Here is a 24,567-nt window from a genome sequence, read left to right on the forward strand (position 1 = left end):
AGGGTGCATCAGCCGCCCTGTTATGGAAAGAAATCCCATCAGCGATCACAAAAGCAACAGATTATTCCGCCAGTGCATAATTTCTCTCTTTAATCTGCGGCAACATAGCCGCCTTCGGACCTTTATTCACTTTTTATGCATAAATTGTGCATATAGCCGTGATGTAACTCATTGATTTTTGGTTTGTCGCTATAAAATATGCATTTTAACGCTGGCTGGCACGCCCTGTGCAATTCAGAATGGCGCTGTGCTCGTTAACATCATTAACAAATTTAAAACTTTCCATTCACTCTTTTGGTCAGCGTTGAGGTCACTATGTTGCAAGCCGTATCCCGTCACGATTTTGATCGCCTTATGATGCCTACTTATGCGCCCGCGAGTTTTGTTCCGGTGCGCGCGGCGGGTTCACGCTTGTGGGATCAGCAGGAGAAGGAGTACATCGACTTTGCCGGGGGCATTGCGGTTAACGCGTTGGGTCATGCGCATCCGCAGCTGCAGCAGGCGCTGGTGCAACAGGCTTCACAGCTCTGGCATACCGGTAACGGCTACACCAATGAGCCGGTGCTGCGCCTGGCACAACAGCTGGTGGATGCCACCTTTGCTGACCGCGTGTTTTTCTGTAACTCCGGCGCAGAGGCCAACGAAGCCGCGCTGAAGCTGGCACGTAAATATGGTCACGATCGCAGCGGCGGCGCGAAATCAGGCATTGTTGCCTTTACCAACGCCTTTCACGGCCGCACGCTGTTTACCGTTTCCGCCGGTGGTCAGCCCGCCTATTCCAAAGATTTTGCTCCGCTGCCGCCAGATATCTCTCACGGCACCTTTAACGATCTCGCCTCAGCCGCCGCGCTAATCAATGAAAATACCTGTGCGGTGATCGTTGAACCCATTCAGGGTGAAGGTGGCGTGCTGCCAGCCAGCGCCGCGTTTTTGCAGGGCCTGCGTGATCTGTGTGATCAACATCAGGCGCTGCTGATTTTTGATGAGGTGCAGAGCGGCGTTGGCCGCACCGGTTCGCTCTACGCTTACATGCACTACGGCGTAACGCCTGACGTGCTGACCACTGCCAAAGCGCTGGGCGGCGGTTTCCCGATCGGAGCGATGCTGACGCGGGAATCACTGGCGGCGATCATGGGCGTCGGCACCCACGGTACTACCTACGGTGGCAACCCGCTGGCCGCCGCGGTGTCCGGTAAAGTGATGGAGCTGATCAATACGCCGGAGATGCTGCAGGGCGTGGAAATGCGCCATCGCTGGTTTGTCGATGGGCTGGAAGCGATCAACCAGCGCTATAATCTGTTCAGTGAAATCCGCGGGCTGGGCCTGCTACTGGGCGCCGTGCTCAATGAAAAATGGGCTGGCAAAGCGAAGATGTTTAACCTTGCCGCCGCCGATGCGGGCGTGATGGTGCTGATTGCCGGTGCCAACGTGGTGCGCTTTGCGCCGGCGCTGAATATCAGCGAAGAGGAGGTGCGCCAGGGGCTGGAACGCTTTGCACGCGCCTGCGAGACGCTGGTTGAGGATGACGCGCGATGATGGTGATTCGACCCATAACCCATGACGACCTGCCGCAGCTGTTGGCGCTGGCAGGCAAAACCGGCGGCGGGCTGACCTCGCTGCCGGAAGACAGCGCGACGCTGTCGGCGCGTATCGAGCGTTCGATCCAAACCTGGCAGGATGCGCTGCCGCGTGCCGAGCAGGGTTACGTGTTTGTGCTGGCGGACAGCGATACCGATCGGGCGGTGGGCATCTGCGCCATTGAGGTCGCTGTTGGCCTGCAGGATCCCTGGTATAACTTTCGGGTTGGCACGCAGGTACACGCCTCGAAGGAGCTGAACGTCTACAACAATTTGCCAACGCTGTCGTTGAGCAACGATCACACCGGCAGCAGCGAACTCTGTACGCTGTTTCTCGACCCCGACTGCCGCGACGGCAAAAACGGTCATCTGCTGTCGAAATCGCGCTTTCTGTTTATGGCCAACTTTCGTGACCGGTTTACCCGGCACGTGGTAGCAGAGATGCGCGGCGTCAGTGATGAGCAGGGCCGTTCACCCTTCTGGGATGACGTGGGCAATCGCTTCTTCTCCATGCCGTTCAGCAAGGCGGATTTCCTTAGCGGCACCGGGCAGAAGGCCTTTATTGCCGAGCTGATGCCCAAGCATCCACTCTATATCGATTATCTCTCTGCTGATGCGCGGGCGGTGATTGGCGCGGTGCACCCGCTGACCGCACCCGCGCGCGCGGTGCTGGAGTCGGAAGGCTTCTGCTATCGCAACTACATCGACATTTTTGACGGCGGTCCGACGCTGGAGTGCGACATCGAAAGTATTCGCGCCATCCGTGAGAGCCAGCTGCTGCCGGTGATCATTGATGAACAGGCCGCTGCGGCTGACCTGCCGCTGTGCCTGGTGGCCACCGGCAATTACCAGCAGTTTCGCGCCACGCTGTTGCCCGCGGACAACAAGGCCGATGCCGTTCGCCTGACCGCCGCGCAGGCCGATACGCTGCAATGCCACGCGGGCGATAGGCTGCGCGTGGTCACCCTTTCCGCCGAGGAGAAAACGGCATGACGCATTTGATTAATGGCCAGTGGCTGCCGGGAGACGGCGTGGCGCTGGAGAAACAGGATCCGGTAACCGGCGCAACGCTGTGGCAGGCAAACAGTGCCGATGAGCAGCAGGTTGCTGCTGCCTGTCAGGCCGCGCGCGACGCCTTTCCCGCCTGGGCGCGCCGCACGTTCAGTGAGCGTCAACAACAGGTTGAGGCCTTTGCCCACCAACTCAGCGAAAACAAAGCGGAGCTGACGGCGATTATCGCCGAGGAAACCGGTAAACCGCGCTGGGAAGCCGCTACTGAAGTGCAGGCGATGATCAATAAGATCGCGATTTCCGTTCAGGCGTGGCAGGTGCGTACCGGTGAGCAACAGCAGGGCGAAAACAGCCTGCGTCACCGACCGCACGGCGTGATGGCGGTCTTTGGTCCCTATAACTTTCCCGGTCATCTGCCGAACGGCCATATCGTTCCGGCATTGCTGGCAGGCAATACGCTGGTGTTTAAACCCAGCGAGCTGACGCCGATGACCGCTGAAAAAACCGTGCAGCTCTGGCAGCAGGCCGGGCTGCCCGCGGGCGTCCTTAATCTGGTGCAGGGCGGAAGACAAACCGGCCAGGCGCTGGCGCAAAATAGCCAAATCGACGGCCTGCTGTTTACCGGTAGCGCCAATACCGGCTATCAGCTGCACCGGCAGTTTGCCGGTCAGCCGGAAAAAATGCTGGCGCTGGAGATGGGCGGCAATAATGCGCTGATTGTCGACGAACCGCACGATATTGACGGCGCGGTACATCTGGCGATTCAGTCCGCCTTTATTACTGCTGGTCAGCGCTGTACCTGTGCGCGTCGTCTGCTGGTCAAGCGCGGCGCGGCGGGCGATGCCTTTTTGCAGCGTCTGACCGAGGTTGCGTCACGACTGCAACCGGGACGTTGGGACGACGAGCCGCAGCCGTTCATGGGCAGCGTGATCTCGCCCCAGGCAGCAGAGCACATTTTTGCCGAATGGCAGGCGCGAGTAGCCGCGGGTGGCACCGTGCTGCTGCCGATGCGCTGGCCCGATCGCCACAGCGCGCTGCTGACGCCGGGCATTATCGATCTCACCGACGTTGACGGCATTGCCGATGAAGAAGTGTTCGGGCCGCTGCTGGCGGTGATGCGCTATGACAGCTTCGATGAGGCGATCGCCATGGCCAATAACACCCGCTACGGTCTCGCCTGTGGATTGATTTCGCCCGATAGGGCGTGTTTCGATCGCCTGCTGCTGGAAGCGCGCGCGGGTATCGTCAACTGGAATAAACCGCTAACCGGCGCCGCCAGCACCGCGCCGTTTGGCGGCATTGGCGCCTCGGGGAATCATCGGGCCAGCGCCTGGTATGCCGCTGATTATTGTGCCTGGCCGATGGCCTCGCTGGAAAGTCGCGAGATTGCGCTGCCGTCCACGCTGTCGCCGGGCCTCGATTTCACCGCGTCGGGAGAGCGATCATGAGCGGCAGGGAAGTCAATTTCGATGGGCTGGTGGGGCTGACCCACCATTACGCCGGGCTGTCGTTCGGTAACGAAGCCTCAACCCGCAACCAGCTGCAGCCTGCCAATCCGCGACTGGCGGCGAAGCAGGGGTTGATTAAGATGAAAGCGCTGGCGGACATGGGCTTTATCCAGGCGGTGATTCCGCCACATGAGCGGCCGAACCTGGCGGCGCTGCGTCAGCTGGGTTTCTGTGGCAGTGACGAGCAGGTGCTGGCGAAGGCGGCGAAAACCGCGCCGCAGTTGCTGTCAGCCTGCAGCTCCGCCTCGGCGATGTGGGTAGCCAATGCCGCCACGGTTTCACCGTCGGCGGACAGTGCCGATGGCCGTGTACATCTCACCGTCGCCAACCTGAACAACAAGTTTCATCGCGCGATGGAAGCGCCGACCACCACCGCGCTGCTGCGTGCTATCTTTCGCGACAGCGCGCACTTTAGGGTGCATGACGCGCTGCCACAGGTAGCCATGTTTGGTGATGAAGGCGCGGCAAACCACAATCGCTTCGGCGGCTACGGCGAGCCTGGCGTGCAGCTGTTTATTTATGGTCGTGAAGAAAACCAGGGCGGTCTGGTGCCGGGTCGCTATCCGGCGAGGCAGACGCGGGAAGCAAGCGAAGCGGTGGCGCGTCTGCATCAGCTCGATCCTGCGCGCACGCTGTTTGCCCAGCAGAATCCGGCGGTGATCGATCAGGGCGTGTTTCATAACGACGTGATCGCGGTGAGCAATCAGCAGGTACTGTTCTGTCATCAACAGGCGTTTTTGCATCAGGCTGCGCTGCTCGCCGATCTGGCTGAGCGGGTGCCTGGCTTTACGGCAATTGTGGTGCCGGAAGCGCAGGTTTCGGTCAGCGACGCGGTCAATACTTACCTGTTTAACAGCCAACTGCTAAGCCAGCCCGATGGCAGCATGCTGCTGGTGGTGCCGGAAGAGTCGCGTCAGCACGCTGGCGTCTGGCGCTACCTGTGCGAGCTGGTGGAAAGCGGTGGGCCGATCCGCGAACTGAAGGTGTTCGATCTGCGTGAAAGCATGTGCAACGGCGGCGGCCCGGCGTGCCTGCGGCTGCGTGTGGCGTTAACAGCGGTGGAACAGGCGGCGGTGAATCCCCAGGTGATCATGAATGACGGGCTGTTTACCCGGCTTAACGCGTGGGTCGACCGCTACTACCGCGATCGGCTGACGCAGCAGGATCTGGCCGATCCGCTGCTGCTGCGTGAGGGACGTGAGGCGCTGGAGGCGCTGACCCGCATGCTGGATTTGGGTAATGTTTATCCGTTTCAACGTTAACAGCGCGCCGCGCTGCTTCAGGGAGCACTGATGCACGATTTTTTAGCCCATACGCTGCACGGCGAACCGCCCGCAATAACCCAGGCACGTTTACCCGCGCTGCACTGGCAGTGGATTGACGAAGGCATTCTGGAGATCACGCCGGAACAGCCTGCCACCATGGCGCTGGTGATTTCTGCGGGCATTCACGGCAATGAGACCGCGCCGGTAGAGATCCTCAACCGGTTAATTACGCCGCTGCTGCAGGGCGATAAACCGGTTTTGCCGCGTGTGCTGGTGATCCTCGGCAATCCGGCCGCGCTGCGCAGCAATCAGCGTTATACCCGGATTGATGTTAACCGGCTGTTTGGCGGCCGCTGGCAACAGCACGACGATTGCGCGGAAGCGCGTCGCGCCTGGCGGCTGGAGCAGGCGATTGAGCAATTTTATCACTCTGGCTGTTGCGATGAGGTGCGCTGGCATCTCGATCTGCACACTGCCATTCGCGGGTCTTATCATCCGCGTTTTGGCGTGTTGCCACACAGCGCTCGTCCGTGGCCAGCCGACTTTTTACAGTGGTTAGGCGCCGCCGGGCTGGAGGCGCTGGTGTGGCACAACGCGCCCGGTGGTACCTTTACCCATTTCAGCTGTGAACATTTTGCTGCCAGCAGCTGCACGCTGGAGCTGGGTAAAGCGCAGCCGTTTGGCAGTAACGATCTGAGTCAGTTCGCCGCGGCTGAACAGGCGCTGGCGGCGTTGCTGTATGGCGAGGCGCTGCCCGCTGTGGCGCAGCAACCGCGTCATTACCAGGTCGCCCAGCAGATCACCCGGCAGGGCGCGCAGTTTCAACTGCACATCGACGCGGACACGCTGAATTTTGCCCGCTTTTCCCAGGGCGCGCTGCTGGCAGAAGAGGGCGACCGGCGTTACGTTGTCCAGCATGCTGAGGAGTTCGTGCTGTTTCCGAATCCCAACGTCGCCGCGGGCCAGCGCGCCGGGTTGATGCTGGTGGAAACGCCGTCGCGCAGCGAAACGCAATAAACTGTAAAGCGTCCGATCGGGCGCTTTCGTTTTCCGCCCAACATCGTTACACTCCTCCACGTTTTCTGCCGAAAGCCGAGTAAATTCATACTCTTTTGCAATTCCTCACACTATTCTTCGCATTCTCTTCATGATCGCTGCATTTTTCTCTTTTATGCTTTCAGGGCTTTACTCATGCTCTGAGTAGTTGACGTTCAGCGTCGTAAACTCATTTCCGACATCACGACACAGGCTGTCGTCATTAAACTGAAAAAGAAAAGGACAATATTATGCGTAAACTGACCTCATTAATTATCGCAACGACCATGGCTTTTGGCGCAGCAAATATCGTTCACGCCGCAGCGGACAACCTGACTCCACCGCCAGCAGGGAGTGAGAAAGCGATGCACAAACCCCCTATGCACCGCGGTGGTATGCACGACATGTTTAAAGGGTTAAATTTGACCGACGCGCAGAAACAGCAGATGCGCACCATCATGCAGCAGGGTCATAAAGAGATGAAACGTCCGTCGCTGGAAGAGCGCCGTGCTAATCACGACATTATCGCTTCAGACAGTTTTGACAGCGCCAAAGCCGCTGCCCAGGCCGAGAAAATGACAGCGAACGCGAAAGAGAACGCGGTAGCGATGATGGAAACGCAGAACAAGCTATATAATGTGCTGACTGCCGATCAGAAAAAGCAGTACAACGCGAACTTTGAGAAACGCCTCACGGAAAAACCGCAGCATGAAGGCAAAATGACACCACCGCCAGCAGCTGAATAAGCCGATTGACGAATAGTTAAGGCTGGAAAAGAGACCGCCGGCGTTGTCCACATAGCAGATTTGCAGTGTGGGCAGCGTCGGCGGTTTTACGTTGGCAATCAAAAAACGCTATCAGAACGTGCCGGTACCACCGTCTGAGCACCAGACCTGGCCGGAAGCGAAGCTCGCTTCGTCTGAGGCTAGCAGCACATAAAGCGCGGCGATTTCCGCTGGCTGGCCAGGACGACCAAACGGCGCTTCTTCACCAAACTTCATCACTTTTTCCTGTGGCTGGCCGCCGCTTGATTGCAGTGGCGTCCAGTAAGGACCCGGTGCAACCGCATTGACGCGAATGCCTTTTTCTGCGACCTGCTTCGCCAGACCTTTGGTAAAGGCGATGATAGAGGCTTTGGTCTGCGCGTAATCCAGCAGCATTGGGCTTGGTTTGCCCGCCTGCACAGAAGAGGTGTTCACAATGGCTGAACCGGATTTCAGGTGCGGCAGTGCGGCTTTGGTGATCCAGAACATCGCGTAGACGTTGGTTTTGAACGTCTTGTCGAAAGAGTCGGTGGTCAAATCGGCGATGGATTCGCAAAACTGCTGGCGTCCGGCGTTGTTCACCAGAATATCCAGACCGCCCAGCTTCTCGACCGCTTCGCTGACCAGCTGCTGGCAGAAGTCTTCACTGGTAATATCGCCAGGAATCGCAATCGCTTTACGGCCTTCCGCTTCAATCAGCGCGATCACTTCTTTGGCGTCTGACTCTTCAGCGGGCAGATAGTTAATGGCAACGTCTGCACCTTCACGTGCATAGGCAATCGCTGCGGCGCGGCCAATACCGGAGTCACCACCGGTGATCAGCGCTTTGCGGCCTGCAAGGCGACCACTGCCTTTGTAGCTTTTCTCGCCGTGATCCGGGACAGGCACCATTTTGCTGGCGAGCCCTGGTACTTCCTGGGGCTGGCGTTCAAAAGGGGGAACCGGGCGTGAAATCTCATTTGGGTTATGTTGCGACATTATTCCTCCTCATCCAGTGATAAAGTGCGCAATAAACTGCGACACAACAGGCATAAGGGTAGACGCTTATTCTGCCTTTCGCGAAGCGAGGCGGCAGAAAAGGTTATAACGGAACAATTTGGTATTTGCCGCCAATCACCGGGCGACAGAGGATTTTATAGCCATCCTGATCGAAGCCGGGCGGTGCACGCTTCAGGGTTTTTGCCTCGTCAAGGTTGCTTACCGAACCAAGATAAAACCAGTTATCGATCACATGAATCTGTGTGATATCCGGGCCTTCTTCAATCAGTCCAACCGGGCCTTGCCACGGCCAGCAAACCACGCGTACCTTGTCCAGCGCGGTCAGTAAACGCTGATGATGCGCTTCCAGCGTCTCTTTGCCGCAGCAGGCACCGGCACAACGGCCCAGCGCCGAGCGGAAGCAACCGCGGTTTTTGGTCAGGCTTTCCAGCCCCAGCAGGCCATAACAGAGCTGCTGTTCATCAGCGATTTTTTTCAGCGTTTCCAGCGCAGCGCGGCGGTTAGCGTAGAGACCATAAAGGTTAGGCGAGTGGGTAAAATCGACCTCTTTGGCATAAACCACCTGCGGCTTGTCGTCGTTCAGCTGTAGCGAACAGAGCTGGCGATTTTTACGTAACCGTTTGTTAAACAGCGGCTGCTGAGTCTTGATCATCTGCGCTTCCAGCAGCAGTGCGCCCAGTTCACCGGCGGTGGTGATCCAGCTGACCCGTCGCGCCAGACGCAACATTTTTGCCTCATCCTGCGTGCGAAAGTGGGACATCACCCGCGAGCGCAGATTGATACTTTTCCCAATGTAGAGCGGCAGGGTGTCGCTCTCGCCGTGAAAGGTATACACACCGGGCACCTTTGGCAGGCCATCAAGCCACTGGCGCAGGTGTTCGGGATATTCATAGATGGTTGCCGCATTAAATTCGAGGCGATGGGTGGATGCACGTCTGACCAAGATTCACTCCGTTTACTGGTTGCCTGTCCAGTGTATCAGCCAGAATGAATGTTGAACAGACACAGATTATGGGCGATGGGAAAAGGCGATCGCTTCATTTCGCGGCGGGTTCAGAGCAGATGGACAAAAAAGCGTAAAAACGGGCGAAAGCCTTCGCCCGCGGAGGGAACGTTATTTTTTCCAGAAATCGTCGAACACGGTAATCGGCGGACGACGTTTATGTTCGGTTTTCAGATACCAGTTTTCGATGGTTTTGGCGGCCTGCGGATCGATGGTTTTACCGGTGAGATAATCGTCGATCTGCTGGTAGGTGACGCCCAGCGCCACTTCATCTTCCAGACCAGGGCGGTCATCTTCAAGATCCGCGGTGGGATGTTTGAGATAAAGATGCTCCGGGCAGCCCAGCGCTTTCAGCAAGGCTTTGCCCTGGCCTTTAGTCAGGCGGAACAGTGGATTGATGTCGGTGCCGCCATCGCCATATTTGGTAAAGAAACCGGTCAGCGCTTCGGCGGCATGATCGGTGCCGACCACCACGCCCGCGGTCATACCGGCAATGCTGTACTGCGCCTTCATGCGTTCACGCGCTTTTTCGTTGCCGCGCACGAAGTCGCTCAGGGTCAGGCCCGCCTCTTTCAGTGCTTTTTCGCTGGCCAGCACCGCCTCTTTGATGTTCACCACCATCACGCGATCGGCTTCGATAAAGTTGATGGCATCCTGACAATCCTGTTCATCTTTCTGGACGCCATAGGGCAGGCGCACGGCGATAAACTGGTAGTCCTGCTTGCCGGTCTCTTCGCGCAGTTCGCTAATCGCCATCTGGCTCAGCTTACCTGCCAGCGTCGAGTCCTGGCCGCCGCTGATGCCCAGCACCAGGGTTTTCAGAAAAGGATGCGCCTTGAGATAGGACTTCAGAAAATCGACGCTGGTGCGAATTTCCTGCTGGGCATCGATAACCGGTTTCGTGTGCAACGCGCTGATTATTTCCTGTTGCAGTGCCATTACTCTCTCCTCATGTCAGTGCCTGTTAGAAAGCTGATGTTATAAAGCTAACGTGCATGCCGCAAAACGACAAGGTCGAATGCGGCAGCAGGACGTAGCGATCAGGCGTGTGCGGGTTTTTTCGCCAGCAGCAGAAACATCAGGATCGCCAGCATGAAGCAGCCAAAAATGGTGTCGGTCATGGTCAGCACCGAGGTGCCGCCGATGCCGGTTATCGGTACGGTAATGGCGCCCAGCGTAAACATAGTGACGCCAATCACCGCCGACGCGCTGCCGGCGCGGTGCCCCTGACTCTGCATCGCCAGCGAGGATGCGGTGGTGGCGATAACGCCGTTACTGGCGATGGTAAAGAACAGCGCCACCAGTACCAGCGGCAAGGGTGCGCCGCTGATGCCGAGCAGCAGCAGCGAGCTGGAGGCGATAAACGCCAGCGTCAGGCCGCCCTTCAGCACGCGATATTCACCCCAAAGCGGACAGAGGCGGGCGCTGGTTTGCGAGGCGATCACCAGCCCAATGCCGTTGGCAGCAAAGCAGAAGCTGAATGCCTGCGGCGACAGGCCATAAATCTCCTGCAGAACAAAAGGTGAGGCGCCGATGTAGGCGAACATGCCGGACATCATAAAACCCTGCGTCAGGCAGAAGCCCATAAACGGACGGTGCATAATCACCTGGCCAAGCGCGGCCCAGGCGGAAAACAGCGAACCCTGACTGCGACGTTCAGGCGGCAGCGTCTCTTTCAGCTTGAAGCGGCTGAGCAGCAGCAACAGCACGGCAATCGCCGCCAGCGTCATGAAAATGCCGCGCCAGTCGAGCACGGTCAGCAGCGCGCCGCCCAGCACCGGGGCACCAATGGGCGCGAGGCCGTTGACCAGCATCAGCAGGGCAAAAAATTTCGTCAGCTCATGGCCTGAATACATGTCACGAGCAATCGCGCGCGACAGTACGGCACCGCCTGCGCCGGAGAGACCCTCAAACAGCCGTGCCAGCAGCAGCTGATCGATGGTTTGCGCCATGGCGCAGCCCACCGAGGCGATAAACAGCAGCACCAGCGACAACAGCAACGGGCCAACGCGGCCAAATTTATCGCTCATCGGGCCAAACAGCAGCTGACCTGCGCCGAGGCCGAGCAGGCCGGCGGTCAGGCTAAGCTGTGCAGTCGCGGTTGAGGTCTGTAAGTCTCGCGCCAGCGCCGGTAGCGCGTGCAGATAAAGGTCGATACAGAGCGGACCCAGGGCGGCCAGCAGGCCAAGCGTGATGGCATAACCCAGGCGATTGGGGTGAGCAGGTGTCATTTATCGGTCTCAAAAAGTTGATGAAAAAGCTGTTGGTAAAGGGGTAAAAGCTGCGCAGCAGCGGCTTTCTGCGGCGTCAGGCGCCGAAAGGCGGTGCCGTCGATCAGCACGGCGATGATTTCCACGCAGGCGCTAAGACGCGCTGCCTCAAGATGCGGATATGCCGCAGCAACTTCACGCCGGGCGTTATCGAACATCAGGCGATCGGCATCGGCAAGAATGTCAGCAATACGCAGATTGCGTGACGCTTCAGCGGCGACTTCCAGCATCAGCAGATCGTCATCATCGTTAAGCGCCTGGCGCCAGGCCAGCAGCTGTGGCAAGCGTTCTGCCGCGGTATTGCCTTCAATCGCTGCCACGCGCGTGGCAACGATGCGTCGCACCATTTCCGCGACGATCTCCTCTTTGTTGGCAAAATAACGGTAGATTTGACCGACGCTGAGCTGTGATTCGCTGGCGAGCTGCGACATGCTGGCGCCGTGGAACCCGGCGCGCCTGACACAGCGCCGGGCTGCGGCGATGATCTCATCCTGCCGCTGGTGATGACGGGCATCACGATCGGAATGCGCGGTGGTCATGATTTTTCCCATTTTGAGAACGATCGTTCTCGTTCGTGGCGCAGTGTAACGGATTCGCTCGCCGGGGAAAACTGTGGGATCGGAACAATCACAGGAGAATTTTCGCCACCACCTTGATAAATCTCCTTTTCTCTTCCAGGCTTATCGCAACATGGATAAAACGAGGAACAACAACATGATGAAATTAACAGGACTTATCGGTGCTGCAGTGGCGCTGGCTGTGTTGTCTGGCTGTTCTGCATACGATCGTGCAGAAAGCTATGTCACCAAGCCGGTGGTAAAGGATGTTAAAAAAGGCATGACCCGCGAGCAGGTTCGTCAGCTGGCTGGCCCTGCTTCAACTGAAATCACCATGGTGCATGCCCGCGGTACTTGCCAGACTTATGTGCTGGGCGAGCGCGATGGCAAAACCCAGACTTACTTCGTCAGCTACAGCGATACCGGTCGCGTCATGAACTACGGCTTCCAGAGCTGCAAAGAGTACGATACCGATCCGCAGGCAAACATGTAATTGCCGGTTGATGAGAAAAAGGCCCGCTGATGCGGGCCTTTTTTATGCTTACAGTCCCGGCGGCCGGGGCACCTCAAGGTACTCTCCCGCAATATCACGCTGATAGAAATGTCCTTCGCTAACGTAATAACGCTTGCCGTTGTAATCCAGCGCGCGGTGCGGTTCCTCTTGTGGCGGCTCCACCACCACGTAGCTGTCGTTCTGACGCTGGTAATAATTGCCGTTGAGCATGTAGTAGGTCAGGCCGCCAATCAATACCGCCGTCGCCGCCTCCGGTAAAAAGCGCATGGCGCCATGCCCGCCGCCGTGCCCGTGTGGTGCGTCGTGCCAGCCGCCGCCGCGCCAGCCATCGCCTGGATGGGCAGAAGCGATAACCGGCGCCAGTAAAGTGAGCATAAGTAAGGAAACGATGCGTTTTTTCATGCGGTTTCTCCTGCGTTAACTCAACGCAGCATCGGCGCTCGCCAGGCTAAAGACAAGCAGAAAACCGGGCTTTTTGCCGCTGCTTACCACGCTTAACGTCTTCTTTACGCAGCGCTCACGATTGACGGTGGAATAAGGAGAAAAAGGGGCGCAGTGCGCCCCGAAGAGAGCAGGTTAAGCAGGAACGGACAGGGCTTTCTGGCTGCGTGACCAGACCCGATGGGCGGCCATAGCGGTAAGGAAATCGCTCATCAGCGCGCCTTCCGCTTTCGCATCTTCCACCAGGCCTTCTTCCGCTTCATCGTCGCCGACGCTGAACTGCGCTTTAAAACGACGTGCGTCACCGCTCAGGCCAATCACCTTGAGGTGTTTATAGGCTTCCAGCAGGAAGTAACGTGCATCGCCGCTGAGCAGCAGGGCATCAATGTTGCCATCCGGCACGATAACCGCATCAAAGGTCAGCGATGGCAGACCAGCAAAAGTGGCGTCAATCGGCAGGGCAGAGCCGTCATCGGCACGTACCTGACCCATATGGGATGCCAGCAGTTTGGCATGCACGCCTTCCGCTTTCAGTGCCTGCAAAATGGCCAGCACGTCGGCTGCTTTCACGCCGTCGCTGATCGGTAGCGCAACCTGACGGCCTTTGATGCTGCCGCCCGGTTGAGCATACAGGCTCAGGCTTTCCGCTTTGCTCAGGCCATTAACCGGCTGTGGCGGCGTGGTGTTCAGCTGCTCATCGGTAAGCGCCAGGCCGAGGTTCTCCGCTACGCCACTGGCCAGCTGCACATCGATACGCAGCAGATGATCGACGACCCGCTCGCGGATATAAGCGCGGCCCACTTTGCTCAGTTCAAACGAGAAGGCGCCAATAATGTGCTGCTGTTCAAACGGCAGCTGGCTGAGCCAGAACAGGCGCGGCTGCGAATAATATTCGCCAAAGGATGGGCTGCGCTCGCGAACTTTATGCCCTTCAACGCGCTCCTGATAACTTTCGAAACCACCGCCTGACGGTGCCGGTGGCGTTTCGCGCGGCCAGTTATCGTTAATGGAGTTCGGCTCGTAGTTTGCCGGATTGGTATCGATATCCATCCGATGCATGCCCTGACGCTGGAAGTTGTGGTACGGGCAAACGGGACGGTTAATCGGGATTTCGTGGAAGTTAGGCCCACCGAGGCGGCTGATTTGCGTATCGGTGTAGGAGAACAGACGGCCCTGCAGCAACGGATCGTTACTGAAATCCATACCGGGAACGATATGACCAGGGTGGAATGCTACCTGTTCCGTTTCGGCGAAAAAGTTATCCGGGTTACGGTTCAGCACCATTTTGCCCACCAGCTGCACCGGGACCAGCTCTTCCGGAATCAGTTTGGTGGCATCCAGCAGATCGAAATCAAACTTGAATTCATCCTCTTCCGGGATCAGCTGCAGGCCCAGTTCATATTCCGGGAAGTCGCCCGCTTCAATCGATTCCCACAAATCGCGACGGTGGAAGTCGGGATCGCGACCGGTAAGCTTCTGCGACTCGTCCCAAAGCAGTGAGGCTTTGCCCGCCACTGGCTTCCAGTGGAAACGTACAAACGTTGCTTTGCCGTCGGCGTTAATCAGACGGAAGGTGTGAATACCAAAGCCTTCCATGGTGCGATAGCTGCGCGGCAGGCCGCGATCGGACATCGCCCACATCACGTTGTGCAGGGTTTCCGGCTGCAGCGAGACGTAATCCCAGAAGGTGTCGTGTGCGCTCTGACCCTGAGGAATTTCGTTGTGCGGTTCCGGTTTTACCGCGTGCACAAAATCGGGAAACTTGTGCGCATCCTGAATAAAGAACACCGGGGTGTTGTTGCCTACCAGGTCGAATACACCCTCATCGGTATAGAACTTGGTGGCGAAGCCACGAATATCGCGCACGGTATCCGCTGAGCCGTTGCCGCCCTGGACGGTTGAGAAGCGCACGAAAACCGGTGTGATTTTTTCAGGATCGCTGAGGAAGTCCGCTTTGGTGATCTCTTTCAGTGAAGAGTACGGCTGAAAGTAACCGTGTGCCGCGGAGCCGCGGGCATGCACGATACGCTCAGGAATGCGCTCGTGGTCAAAATGGGTGATCTTTTCCCGCAGGATAAAATCTTCCAGCAGCGTGGGTCCACGCGTACCGGCACGCAGCGAGTTTTGGTCATTGGCAATGCGCGTGCCCTGATTGGTGGTTAATGGCGCATCGGTGCCATTTTTACGATTAGGCTCAAGCTGATCGAGTTTTGCGTTGTGTGTATCCGGTGCTTTCAGGCTGCCAGGCGCGGTGGGTTCTTTGCCCGGAGGCGTGGGCTGCGCGGAAGGCTGATGCGACCCATCGGCCGGCGCCAGCGAATCGCGTGCGGGCTGAACGGAATCGGTACCGGTAAACGGCGCGGTATGAGTGAGTTCTTTTTTATGGGTTTCTTTCGACATGACGCATTGCTCCTGTGGATGTCGCGTTAGGCTTCATTAACTATAGAACAGCCTCCTTAATACGCTGACAAACATCAGGGAATTGCGATAATGCTCGGCCGATGGCGCAAGGTCGATGCTGAAATAGCGCCAGTGCAGGGTAATTCAATGATTTACAGATAAAAAAAAGCCGGCTTTCACCGGCTTTATGCTGACTGCTTAACGCGCTTTAACGCTGCGCTAATTCCGGACGCTCATCGCTTTCCAGCACGCGGCGGTCGGTCATACCCAACCAGCGGCTGGTCAGGGAACCCGCGGTCATTGAACCATTTACGTTCAGTGCCGTACGGCCCATGTCGATCAGTGGCTCAATCGAGATCAGTAGCGCCACCAGCGTCACCGGCAGGCCCATGGCGGGCAGGACGATCAGCGCGGCAAAAGTGGCACCGCCGCCCACGCCAGCAACACCGGCTGAGCTCAGCGTGACAATACCGACCAGCGTGGCAATCCACAGCGGATCAAACGGATTGATGCCCACGGTTGGCGCCACCATTACCGCCAGCATGGTCGGGTAGAGACCCGCACAGCCGTTCTGACCGATAGTGGCACCGAACGAGGCGGAGAAGCTGGCGATCGACTCGGGCACGCCAAGACGGCGGGTTTGTGCTTCCACGCTCAGTGGAATAGTCGCGGCGCTGGAACGGCTGGTAAACGCAAAGGTGATCACCGGCCAGACCTTGCGGAAGAAGCGCAGCGGATTGATTCCGTTGGCCGACAGCAGCAGGGCATGCACGCCAAACATAATCGCCAGGCCAAGATAGGAGGCGATCACAAAACTGCCCAGCTTCATGATGTCCTGCAGGTTAGACGTCCCAACCACTTTGGTCATCAGCGCCAGTACGCCGTACGGCGTTAGCTTCATGATCAGACGCACCAGCTTCATCACCCAGGATTGCAGCGTGTCGATTGCCTGCAGTACGCGCTCGCCTTTCTCTTTATCATCTTTCAGCAGATGCAGCGCCGCCACGCCGAGGAAGGCAGCAAAGATCACCACGCTGATGATAGAGGTTGGGTTGGCACCGGTTAAATCAGCAAACGGGTTTTTAGGGATAAACGACAGCAGCAGCTGCGGCACGGTGAGATCGGCCACTTTGCCCGCGTAGTTGGTCTGGATGGCGGCCAGCCGCGCGGTCTCTTTGGCACCCTGCACCAGGCCGGTTGCGTTGAGATCGAACAGGCCAGTCACCAGTACGCCTACCAGCGCTGAAATGGCGGTGGTCACCAGCAGCACGCCGATAGTCAGCACGCTGATTTTGCCCAGCGACGAGGCGTTGTGCAGACGCGCCACCGCGCTAAGAATTGAGACAAACACCAGCGGCATTACAATCATCTGCAGCAGCTGCACGTAACCGTTGCCAACAATGTTAAACCAGCTGATTGATTCGGTGATGACCGGATCGTTCTCGCCGTAAACGGCGTGCAAACCAAGACCAAATACCACGCCGATCACCAAACCGGTCAACACCCGTTTGGAGAGGCTCCAGCTGTTACGACCGATTTTCGCCAGCAGCAGCAGCAGGGCGACGAAAACCACAATATTAAGAATGAGCGCTATGTTCATCCAGACTCTCCATTAATAACAATATTCCTGACAGAAATGACCCTATTCCCGTCAGGACAGGCGGTTTTATTCCGCCTCCCAGTGATAATGCCGCCATGGTAGCAGCAGGGCGAATTCATCCCTTATATCCAAAGGTTATTGTTTATAACGTAATGGTTTTTTCTGGCTGATTAATGTCCAGGGACCTGCTTTATCAGTTGGTTAAAGCCGCTCTGCGCCTGATTGATAATCTGTGCGGTCCAGCCTTCAGCGCCGAACGGCAACGAGCCCGGCGGAAACCACAGCGCCAGTCCAACCAGCACATAGCAGAAAACGCGCTCCAGCTGATTGCCATTCTGACTACTGCGCAGCACCGGCAGGCGAAAACGCCAGCGGCACGGCCAAAGCAGCGGAACGCCCGCTGGCGTCAGCATGTCCGCGAGAATATGGCTGAGATAGCCCAGCACCATGCCTTGCAGCACATCGGCAGGAATAATCCAGCCCTGAGGAATGTTGACCTGAAACAGCCACAGCCCGCCCAGCACGGCGAGCAGGCTATGGGTAAATCCACGGTGGCCAAAGATGCGAGCAATGGGATGCGATAACCAGCGCAGCCGCTGACCGAGCAGCGATCGCGGATGATCGATATCGGGCAGCAGACAGGTCAGCAGCGTGGCCGCAATAACGTGCCACCAGTCACCCTGGGCCAGCACTGGCGTAAGTTCGGCGCGCTTGGCAAAAATGGCACTGGCAACGGCAAAAATGATATGGCCTTCGGCCGTCATGGATAAATCCCTGGGTACATGGCTGTCAATGCATCCAGTATAGGGATTTATCCAGTAAAGTTGAATATGTGACGCTGTAACCAAAGATGAAAATCGTGTCGACCGGCGAAATTATCAGCGCGCCAGCCAGCCACCATCTACTGCCAGCGTATAACCCTGCACGTAGTCAGACGCGGACGAGGCAAGAAACACCACCGGCCCCATCATGTCGTCCGGCAAACCCCAGCGGCCGGCAGGAATGCGGCCGAGAATTTCCTGACTGCGGCCCTCGTCATCACGGATTTGCGCGGTATTGTTGGTCGCCATATAACCTGGCGCAATGGCGTTGACGTTGATATTGTGCTTCGCCCACTCATTTGCCATCAGCCGCGTCAGGCCCATCACGGCACTTTTCGACGCGGTATACGACGGTACGCGAATGCCACCCTGGAAAGAGAGCATAGAGGCGATATTGATGATTTTGCCGCCGCCGCCCTGAGCGATAAACTGCTTTGCCACCGCCTGTGAGAGGAAAAACAGCGTTTTGCTGTTGATGTTCATCACATCGTCCCAGTCAGCTTCGGTGAAATCCAGCGCATCCTCGCGGCGAATGATTCCCGCGTTGTTAATCAGAATATCGATGCGGCCAAACGCTGAGACCGCCTGTTGCACCACATCCGGCACCACGCGGGTGTCAATCAGATCGGCGTCAATGCCATGAAAGGCGCGGCCGGTTGCTTCAACCAGTGCCTGCGTATCGTCCGGCCCGGAGCGGTTAACGCCAATAATGTCGCAGCCTGCCTGGGCCAGACCGATTGCCATGCCCTGGCCTAAGCCGGTATTACAGCCGGTGATCAGCGCGACTTTCCCTTCCAGATTAAATGCATTCAGTATCATGCTTACGCTCTCTTAAATGTGGATGCTGCGCCTAGCGCAAATCACCGATCTGAACCGGATCCATGTCATCAAATACCTGGTTTTCGCCGACCATACCCCAAATAAAGGTGTACCTTTTGGTGCCGACCCCGGCGTGAATCGACCAGCTTGGCGAAATGACCGCCTGTTCGTTATGCACCAGCAGATGACGCGTCTCCTGCGGCTGGCCCATCATGTGAAAAACTGCGGTCTCTTCATCCATGTCGAAATAGAAATAGACTTCCATGCGCCGCTCATGGGTGTGGCACGGCATGGTGTTCCACAGGCTGCCTTCTTCCAGGCGCGTTAATCCCATGGTCAGCTGACAGGTGGGCAACACATCGGGAACGATGAATTTATTGATGGTGCGGCGGTTGCTGGTGGCAGCATCGCCGAGGGTGGTAGAAGAGGCCTCGGCAAGCGTGATTTTCTTGTCGGGCCAGGTGCGGTGCGCCGGGGCGCTGTTGTAATAAAACTTGGCCGGACGGGCGGCATCATTGCTGCTGAAAATCACTGATTGTCTGCCCATGCCGACGTAAAGCGCTTCCTGGTTGCCGATCTCCCACTGCGTACCGTCAACATCGATCACGCCAGGACCGCCGACGTTAATGACGCCCAGTTCGCGGCGCTCCAGAAAATAGCTGACGCCAAGCTGTTTACCCACTTCGCTGCCGATGGTCACGCTTTGCGTAACCGGCATAATGCCGCCGATGATGATGCGATCGGTATGGCTGTAGGTCATGGTGTAGGTATCGGCGGTGAACAGCGTCTCAATCAGAAATTCGCGGCGCAGTGCGGCAGTGTCGAGCTGCTTTGCATGGTCGCTGTGGATACTTTGACGGACTTGCATATCAGACCTCGTGCGATGAAAGGCGAAAGAACCGTGAAGCAATCGCGGTGTACCCGAGGAATAATAGGCATCCTGAGATGCTAATTCAATAAAAATGAAACGCTGTTTTATTTGTTTTGGAGGCGAGATCAAAGTTTATCAGGCTGCGCGCAGGCAGCCTGTTTATCGTACTTAGCCGCGCAGGTGAAGTGCAGTGAGTTCAGCCAGCGACCTGAGCTGCACATGAGCAACATGCCAGCGAGCATCGTCACGGTTTTCGGCGGCTGGCACCACGATTGAGCGCATGCGGGCGGCGCGCGTGGCGATCATGCCGTTGAAAGAGTCTTCGAGCGTCACGCAGTTCAGCGGGTCGACGCCCAGTTTAGCGGCCGCATCAAGATAGACCTGAGGATGGGGCTTGCTGTAAGGCAACGCCTCGGCCGAGGCCAGTGCTGAAAAATAGTGCCTGAGGTTGAACATCTCCAGCACGCGCTCCAGCATAAACAATGGCGAAGCGGAAGCCAGGCCGATGGCCAGACCTTCTGCCTGACAGAGTTGCAGCGCGTGTTCAACGCCTGGCAGCAGCGGTCGCTGTGCTTCCACCAGCGACAGCGCCCGCGTGATAATACGCTGTGTCACTTCAGCCTGATCGGGGCCGTTCCACGGCTGGGCGTCATACCACATGCGAACCACCTGATCGATGCGCAGGCCGAGCGTATCGGGCAGCTCAGCGCGCCGCGACAGGTCGACACCCAATGCTGAAAACACATCGCTTTCGGCCTGATCCCACAGCGGCTCGGAATCGATCAGTAATCCATCCATGTCAAAGATGGCGGCTAAAACAGGTTGGGAATAGGACATTAGCGGCTCCACTGGTTGATGTGTCACAACCTTAGCATGGCTGATGGCGCACGCTGGCGAGGAGCTGCGGGAATTTTAACGGTGCGCCGATTTTTTCAGGCAGATTTTCTTCGCAGCGGGTAGACTTAGGGCCACATTGAGGTGTTAAGGAGAAACCATGACTTATCAACAGGCTGGCCGCATCGGAATTCTGAAGCGCGTGGTTGGCTGGATTATTTTCCTGCCGGCGCTGATCTCAACCATCATTTCGCTGTTGAGCTTCATGTTCAGGCACAGCGAGAAGCAGCCTGGCATCGATGCGGTAATGCTCGATTTCGTGCATGTGATGATCGATATGATCCGCTTTAATACCGGCTTTCTGCACTTTTTCTGGCAGAACTCGCCGGTGCCAGATTTTCACGGTGGCGCGAATCTCGGTTTCTGGTTTATCTATATTCTGATTTTTGTTGGTCTGGCGCTAACCGCTTCCGGTGCCCGCATTTGGCGGCAGTCGCGTTACATTAAAGAAGGCATTGAAGATCAGCTGATAATGGAAAAAGCCAAAGGCGAAGAGGGGCGCTCCCGCCAGCAGCTCGAAGCGCGTATTAACGTGCCGCATCACACGATATTCCTGCAGATTTTCCCGCTCTATATTCTGCCGATTATCATCGCCATAGCCGGTTATTTTATCCTCTCTCTGCTTGGCTTCATCTGATGTTGTCAGGCCGGACTGGCCTGACTTTCCATCCACTCGTCCGCATCCAGCAGTTCGCCTATTGCCCTTTGTGATTCCAGCAGCCATTCGCCGCCAAACACGTTGGCCCGGTTGAGCAAATAATAAAGCTGATAAATCGGCTGCCGCTGTGAGAAACCGGCGGGCAACGGCCAGATAGACTGATAACCCTCATAAATTTGCGGTGGCAAAGCGGTATACCACGAGAGCATCGCCAAATCGCATTCCCGGTCGCCCCAGTAACAGGCGGGATCGTAAATCCATGGGCCTTCCGCGCTGCCGCCACAATTGGTTGGCCAGAGATCGCCATGCAGCAGAGAAGGTTGAGGCTGATGCGTGGCCAGCGCGCGCTGCACGCAGCTGATGATCAGATCGATATTGCCATACTGAATGCCTTTTTCGGCGGCCAACTGAAGCTGCCAGCCGATGCGCTGTTCGGCAAAGAACACTGACCAGCGACGTAGCCAGCTGTTTGGCTGTGGCGTGGTGGTAATGTTGTTGTCAAAATCGAAGCCGAAGTGCGCCTGTTCGCTCCACTGATGCAGGCGAGCAAGCTGCTGCCCAAGCTCAAGAGCGCTGGTGCTGTCGAGCGGGGTAAGCGGAATGTACTCCAGTAACAGAAAGCTGACGTCGCGATCGCTGCCCACGCCATAGACCGCCGGTACACGTACCGTCTGGCTGCGCGCCAGCAATTCGAGCTGAGCGGCTTCCCAGGTGAAGAGATCAAGCATGTCGCGCTGGTTGCACTTCATAAACACATTGTGCTCACCATAACGAATATGCCAGGCGGGATGAACATCGCCGCCGGAAAGCGGTGTTTTTTCCACAATATCGGCGCTGCCCAACTGTTCACTTAACAAACGACCAATGGCTGACCACATACGGTTACTCCTCTTTCACGGGTGGGGAACGAGTGTTACACGTCAATCGTCATCTAACCTGCGCCGATGTTGCCGGAAGCGTGGCGCGTATATTAAGGAGCGTGTTGCAGAAAATCGTCGAGCGTTTGAACTTCAACCCGCAGTTTATCAGCAGGCAAACTGGCAGATGCGGCGATGATCTCCTGCTGCAGTTCCTCGGCGGTTTTGGTGGTAATCATGCCGAAGCTGTTGAGGCCGAGTTCATGCGACTTGCCATGTTCATCATGCAGCGAGGTCGTGAAACCGCTACGTATCATCGCTGAGGTAAGCTGCTGAATGTCGCCCAGGCTCTCTTCCTGATAATGCAGCGTGACGACAAAATGCTGTAATCCTGTTGGGCTCATAATTCACCTCATTGTTATCGAAAGCGTTTTTTAGCGTAGTTCAGGGTCGTCGAGGTGGCGAATTGTTAGCCAACTATGCTGTTATAAAAGCGGAAAAAAGACGGGGAAGCAAGCAGTCTTCAACAGGTGAAATCTGCAAACGCAGCGGAGGACACTTTTTGTTGCAAAATCAGTGCGGCGATAAAAATTACACTCTATACTGCGCGTCGTTAATGGGATGATTCCCATACCGGCGGGGATGTGCGGATAATGCAGCGCACGGCCCGCATTTCATATTTTTTTACAATACTTACTTAAAATTGCATTGATTGGCTGGAGAAATTCTTCAGACTCACTCTTTTTTAAACTGTCGTACGGGTCACAATTAAATGAAAGCGTTAACCAAGCTGTCAGCAGCTCTTTTGCTTCCGTTGGGAGCATTTTGTCACCAGGCCATGGCTGATAACAACGTATTTACCTCCATGGACGATCCTTCTACGGCGAAAAAGCCTTTTGATGGCAGCGCAGCCGCGGGCTATCTGGCCCAGACTGGGAATACCACCAGTTCCTCGTTGACCGCGCAAACCAACATGACCTGGTTTCAGAGCAGAACTGCTTATAGCCTGTGGGGCAACGCGGCGAACACCTCAGCGAATGATGAGCGCTCTTCAGAGACCTACAACATCGGTGGCCGTAGCCGCTATAACATGACCAACTACGATTACTTGTTTGGTCAGGCGAGCTGGTTAAGCGATCGCTTAAATGGTTATGACTCACGTGACGTACTGACCGCCGGTTATGGTCGTCAGGTGCTTAACGGCCCAGTGCATTCACTGCGTATGGAATTTGGTCCTGGCGTTCGCTATGACGATTTCCATGACGGCGGTCATGAAACTAAAGCGCTGGGTTATGGCGCGCTGAGCTACCAGTGGCAGCTCACCGATACCACCAAGTTCGTGCAGGGCGTTTCCGTGCTGAGCAGCTTTGGTGAAGACACGACGGTTAACTCCGAAACCGGCTTGCAGGTAGCTATTAACGAACACTTTGCTCTGAAGCTGGCCTATAACGTGACCTGGAACAACAATCCGCCTGCGTCTGCGCCGGATCGTACTGATACCAAAACCTCTGTTATGCTTTCTTACGCAATGTAAATTAAACAGGCCGCCTCTCTGGCGGCCTGTTTCGTTTCCCCGTGTTTTCCTGTTAGCCATGCAGCCTGCAATGCGTTCAGTCGCATGAATGCTCGTGCTATCTTCCGCTTGCTATAACCTCTGTTCTACCCGTCCACTATGCCCAGTGAATCCCTGAGTCGCGCAGTATTTTATGCCGTGTGTAACACAGTGTAAAATTACGCAAAAATAAGCGAAGCGCACGGGTTACGTTAAATAATTATATTTTAAATAAAATTTATTTAGTGCCGTTTTGGTTGTTTTTACATGGCCGTTTCGTTATTTAATGCCAATGTGATTTTTTATATAAATGGATTTGCACTCTCTGAGCTGTCACCTAGAATAATTCATGCAACACGAAAAAACGTCCGGCGTAATAGCATTATGCTGGTTGCCATTAAACAAATGACAATATGTTCAGGAGGGAATTATGGCCGAACATCGTGGTGGTTCCGGTAACTTCGCAGAAGATCGCGAAAAAGCATCTGAAGCAGGAAAAAAAGGCGGTCAAAACAGCGGTGGTAACTTCGCTAACGACCGTGAAAAAGCATCAGAAGCAGGAAAGAAAGGTGGCGAAAATAGCCATGGTGGCGGGCGCAAGTCTGATTGATTAGAGTTAAATGAACTCTTTAATTCCACCAGCCCCGGCGTAATTATGCCGGGGCTAAATTGTATCGAATTTTTATGATAACAGGGATAATAATGTAGAGATTTATTCTCTCATATACCTGTCTATTTTAACGGATAGGCCAATATACTTCTCCACTTCATGCATCGCCTCGCCACGACGCAGTGTGCAGTAAATGTAAATTGCCACTGACGGCGGCGTCACTCTCCCAAATAACTATCTGCCGGTTAAGCAGAGACAAAAATATCGCACAATGACCACAAGTTTCGATATAGCTTTGAAATGACGCATTCCTTGTTTTTTCCCTGTGTTGAATATTTTTCTAAGCCTGAAAGAGCATAGTTATGCTGCACGGGCAGAATAAGGTTGTAGGTTCAAAGGGGTAAAAAAGCTCCGCGGCTTATTCAACACGCCTGTTTATCACCCTCAGTTAAAGCAGCTAATCATCATTTTTATTCGTTATTCTCCCTGTGGATTTTTTTCGCGTCTTATCGCACCGATACGCTTTCAGGCAAGACAGAAT

The 24,567-nt window shown here is 56.2% G+C and carries 24 protein-coding genes; 10 read left to right on the top strand and 14 right to left on the bottom strand.

Features of this window, described 5'->3' with window-relative positions:
* The first annotated feature begins 315 nt into the window (after positions 1-315).
* The 6 genes from ACJY2L_RS04915 to spy all read left to right on the top strand — a co-directional run bounded on the left by ACJY2L_RS04915 (position 316) and on the right by spy (position 7,142).
* The gene (locus tag ACJY2L_RS04915) at positions 316-1,536 is read left to right on the top strand and encodes a bifunctional succinylornithine transaminase/acetylornithine transaminase (RefSeq protein ID WP_187488561.1); all 1,221 of its coding nucleotides are present in this window, start codon (positions 316-318) and stop codon (positions 1,534-1,536) included.
* A complete protein-coding gene (gene astA / locus ACJY2L_RS04920; protein WP_439211948.1) occupies positions 1,533-2,570 on the top strand; it encodes an arginine N-succinyltransferase in 1,038 nt (345 codons plus the stop codon). The genes ACJY2L_RS04915 and astA overlap by 4 nt, the downstream gene beginning before the upstream one ends.
* Positions 2,567-4,036 (top strand): succinylglutamate-semialdehyde dehydrogenase, encoded by a 1,470-nt coding sequence (gene astD, locus ACJY2L_RS04925; RefSeq protein WP_439211949.1) that lies wholly within the window; start codon positions 2,567-2,569, stop codon positions 4,034-4,036. Before astA ends, astD begins: the two co-directional genes overlap by 4 nt.
* Positions 4,033-5,358 carry an N-succinylarginine dihydrolase gene (astB, locus tag ACJY2L_RS04930; protein ID WP_439211950.1) on the top strand — a complete coding sequence of 442 codons (1,326 nt, stop codon included), beginning with the start codon at positions 4,033-4,035 and terminating at the stop codon, positions 5,356-5,358. The genes astD and astB overlap by 4 nt, the downstream gene beginning before the upstream one ends.
* 30 nt (positions 5,359-5,388) lie before the next feature.
* Positions 5,389-6,378: a succinylglutamate desuccinylase gene (astE, locus tag ACJY2L_RS04935; protein ID WP_439211951.1), complete on the top strand. Its 990-nt coding sequence runs from the start codon at positions 5,389-5,391 to the stop codon at positions 6,376-6,378.
* 269 nt (positions 6,379-6,647) lie between these two features.
* On the top strand, positions 6,648-7,142 hold the full coding sequence (spy, locus tag ACJY2L_RS04940) for an ATP-independent periplasmic protein-refolding chaperone Spy (protein WP_067430169.1): 495 nt from the start codon (positions 6,648-6,650) through the stop codon (positions 7,140-7,142).
* A gap of 111 nt (positions 7,143-7,253) precedes the next feature.
* On the opposite strand, the gene ACJY2L_RS04945 is transcribed toward spy, so the two are convergent.
* The 5 genes from ACJY2L_RS04945 to ACJY2L_RS04965 all read right to left on the bottom strand — a co-directional run bounded on the left by ACJY2L_RS04945 (position 7,254) and on the right by ACJY2L_RS04965 (position 11,971).
* A complete protein-coding gene (locus tag ACJY2L_RS04945) occupies positions 7,254-8,138 on the bottom strand; it encodes an SDR family oxidoreductase (protein WP_439211952.1) in 885 nt (294 codons plus the stop codon).
* A 103-nt stretch (positions 8,139-8,241) separates the two neighbouring features.
* Complete coding sequence (gene cho / locus ACJY2L_RS04950; RefSeq protein ID WP_067430176.1) at positions 8,242-9,102, bottom strand: excinuclease Cho; 861 nt, start codon at positions 9,100-9,102, stop codon at positions 8,242-8,244.
* A 171-nt stretch (positions 9,103-9,273) separates the two neighbouring features.
* On the bottom strand, positions 9,274-10,101 hold the full coding sequence (gene nadE / locus ACJY2L_RS04955) for an ammonia-dependent NAD(+) synthetase (protein ID WP_187486668.1): 828 nt from the start codon (positions 10,099-10,101) through the stop codon (positions 9,274-9,276).
* Positions 10,102-10,202: 101 nt separating this feature from the next.
* Positions 10,203-11,393: a multidrug effflux MFS transporter gene (locus tag ACJY2L_RS04960; protein WP_439211953.1), complete on the bottom strand. Its 1,191-nt coding sequence runs from the start codon at positions 11,391-11,393 to the stop codon at positions 10,203-10,205.
* Positions 11,390-11,971, bottom strand: a complete 582-nt coding sequence (locus tag ACJY2L_RS04965) for a TetR/AcrR family transcriptional regulator (protein WP_439211954.1) — start codon at positions 11,969-11,971, stop codon at positions 11,390-11,392. Before ACJY2L_RS04965 ends, ACJY2L_RS04960 begins: the two co-directional genes overlap by 4 nt.
* 175 nt (positions 11,972-12,146) lie before the next feature.
* Between ACJY2L_RS04965 and osmE the strand changes: the two genes are divergently transcribed.
* Positions 12,147-12,482 carry an osmotically-inducible lipoprotein OsmE gene (gene osmE, locus ACJY2L_RS04970; protein ID WP_067430188.1) on the top strand — a complete coding sequence of 112 codons (336 nt, stop codon included), beginning with the start codon at positions 12,147-12,149 and terminating at the stop codon, positions 12,480-12,482.
* Positions 12,483-12,530: 48 nt separating this feature from the next.
* On the opposite strand, the gene ACJY2L_RS04975 is transcribed toward osmE, so the two are convergent.
* From ACJY2L_RS04975 to hxpB, 7 genes are all read right to left on the bottom strand, one after another.
* Positions 12,531-12,905: a DUF6515 family protein gene (locus ACJY2L_RS04975; protein ID WP_439211955.1), complete on the bottom strand. Its 375-nt coding sequence runs from the start codon at positions 12,903-12,905 to the stop codon at positions 12,531-12,533.
* 174 nt (positions 12,906-13,079) lie between these two features.
* Positions 13,080-15,344: a catalase HPII gene (gene katE, locus ACJY2L_RS04980; protein WP_439211956.1), complete on the bottom strand. Its 2,265-nt coding sequence runs from the start codon at positions 15,342-15,344 to the stop codon at positions 13,080-13,082.
* A 208-nt stretch (positions 15,345-15,552) separates the two neighbouring features.
* On the bottom strand, positions 15,553-16,944 hold the full coding sequence (locus ACJY2L_RS04985; protein WP_264289270.1) for an L-cystine transporter: 1,392 nt from the start codon (positions 16,942-16,944) through the stop codon (positions 15,553-15,555).
* A gap of 170 nt (positions 16,945-17,114) precedes the next feature.
* Positions 17,115-17,708, bottom strand: a complete 594-nt coding sequence (locus ACJY2L_RS04990) for a metal-dependent hydrolase (protein ID WP_439211957.1) — start codon at positions 17,706-17,708, stop codon at positions 17,115-17,117.
* 114 nt (positions 17,709-17,822) lie between these two features.
* A complete protein-coding gene (gene kduD / locus ACJY2L_RS04995) occupies positions 17,823-18,584 on the bottom strand; it encodes a 2-dehydro-3-deoxy-D-gluconate 5-dehydrogenase KduD (protein WP_439211958.1) in 762 nt (253 codons plus the stop codon).
* A gap of 31 nt (positions 18,585-18,615) precedes the next feature.
* Complete coding sequence (kduI, locus tag ACJY2L_RS05000; RefSeq protein WP_067430208.1) at positions 18,616-19,452, bottom strand: 5-dehydro-4-deoxy-D-glucuronate isomerase; 837 nt, start codon at positions 19,450-19,452, stop codon at positions 18,616-18,618.
* Positions 19,453-19,623: 171 nt separating this feature from the next.
* Complete coding sequence (gene hxpB, locus ACJY2L_RS05005) at positions 19,624-20,292, bottom strand: hexitol phosphatase HxpB (protein ID WP_439211959.1); 669 nt, start codon at positions 20,290-20,292, stop codon at positions 19,624-19,626.
* A 157-nt stretch (positions 20,293-20,449) separates the two neighbouring features.
* Between hxpB and ACJY2L_RS05010 the strand changes: the two genes are divergently transcribed.
* The gene (locus ACJY2L_RS05010) at positions 20,450-20,986 is read left to right on the top strand and encodes a YniB family protein (protein ID WP_067430214.1); all 537 of its coding nucleotides are present in this window, start codon (positions 20,450-20,452) and stop codon (positions 20,984-20,986) included.
* Positions 20,987-20,991: 5 nt separating this feature from the next.
* Here ACJY2L_RS05010 and ACJY2L_RS05015 read toward each other — a convergent pair whose 3' ends face one another.
* Both ACJY2L_RS05015 and ghoS read right to left on the bottom strand, forming a co-directional pair.
* Positions 20,992-21,885 carry a fructosamine kinase family protein gene (locus tag ACJY2L_RS05015; RefSeq protein WP_439211960.1) on the bottom strand — a complete coding sequence of 298 codons (894 nt, stop codon included), beginning with the start codon at positions 21,883-21,885 and terminating at the stop codon, positions 20,992-20,994.
* Positions 21,886-21,977: 92 nt separating this feature from the next.
* Positions 21,978-22,268, bottom strand: coding sequence for a type V toxin-antitoxin system endoribonuclease antitoxin GhoS (gene ghoS / locus ACJY2L_RS05020; RefSeq protein WP_209499795.1), 291 nt, complete (start codon positions 22,266-22,268; stop codon positions 21,978-21,980).
* Positions 22,269-22,636: 368 nt separating this feature from the next.
* Here ghoS and ACJY2L_RS05025 point away from each other — a divergent pair, with 368 nt between their 5' ends.
* Positions 22,637-23,398: a DUF481 domain-containing protein gene (locus tag ACJY2L_RS05025; protein WP_439211961.1), complete on the top strand. Its 762-nt coding sequence runs from the start codon at positions 22,637-22,639 to the stop codon at positions 23,396-23,398.
* A gap of 448 nt (positions 23,399-23,846) precedes the next feature.
* Positions 23,847-24,026, top strand: a complete 180-nt coding sequence (locus ACJY2L_RS05030) for a general stress protein (RefSeq protein ID WP_439211962.1) — start codon at positions 23,847-23,849, stop codon at positions 24,024-24,026.
* Positions 24,027-24,567 lie beyond the last annotated feature (541 nt).

The sequence above is a fragment of the Duffyella sp. Ts4 genome (assembly GCF_051851875.1).
GTDB lineage: Bacteria > Pseudomonadota > Gammaproteobacteria > Enterobacterales > Enterobacteriaceae > Duffyella > Duffyella gerundensis.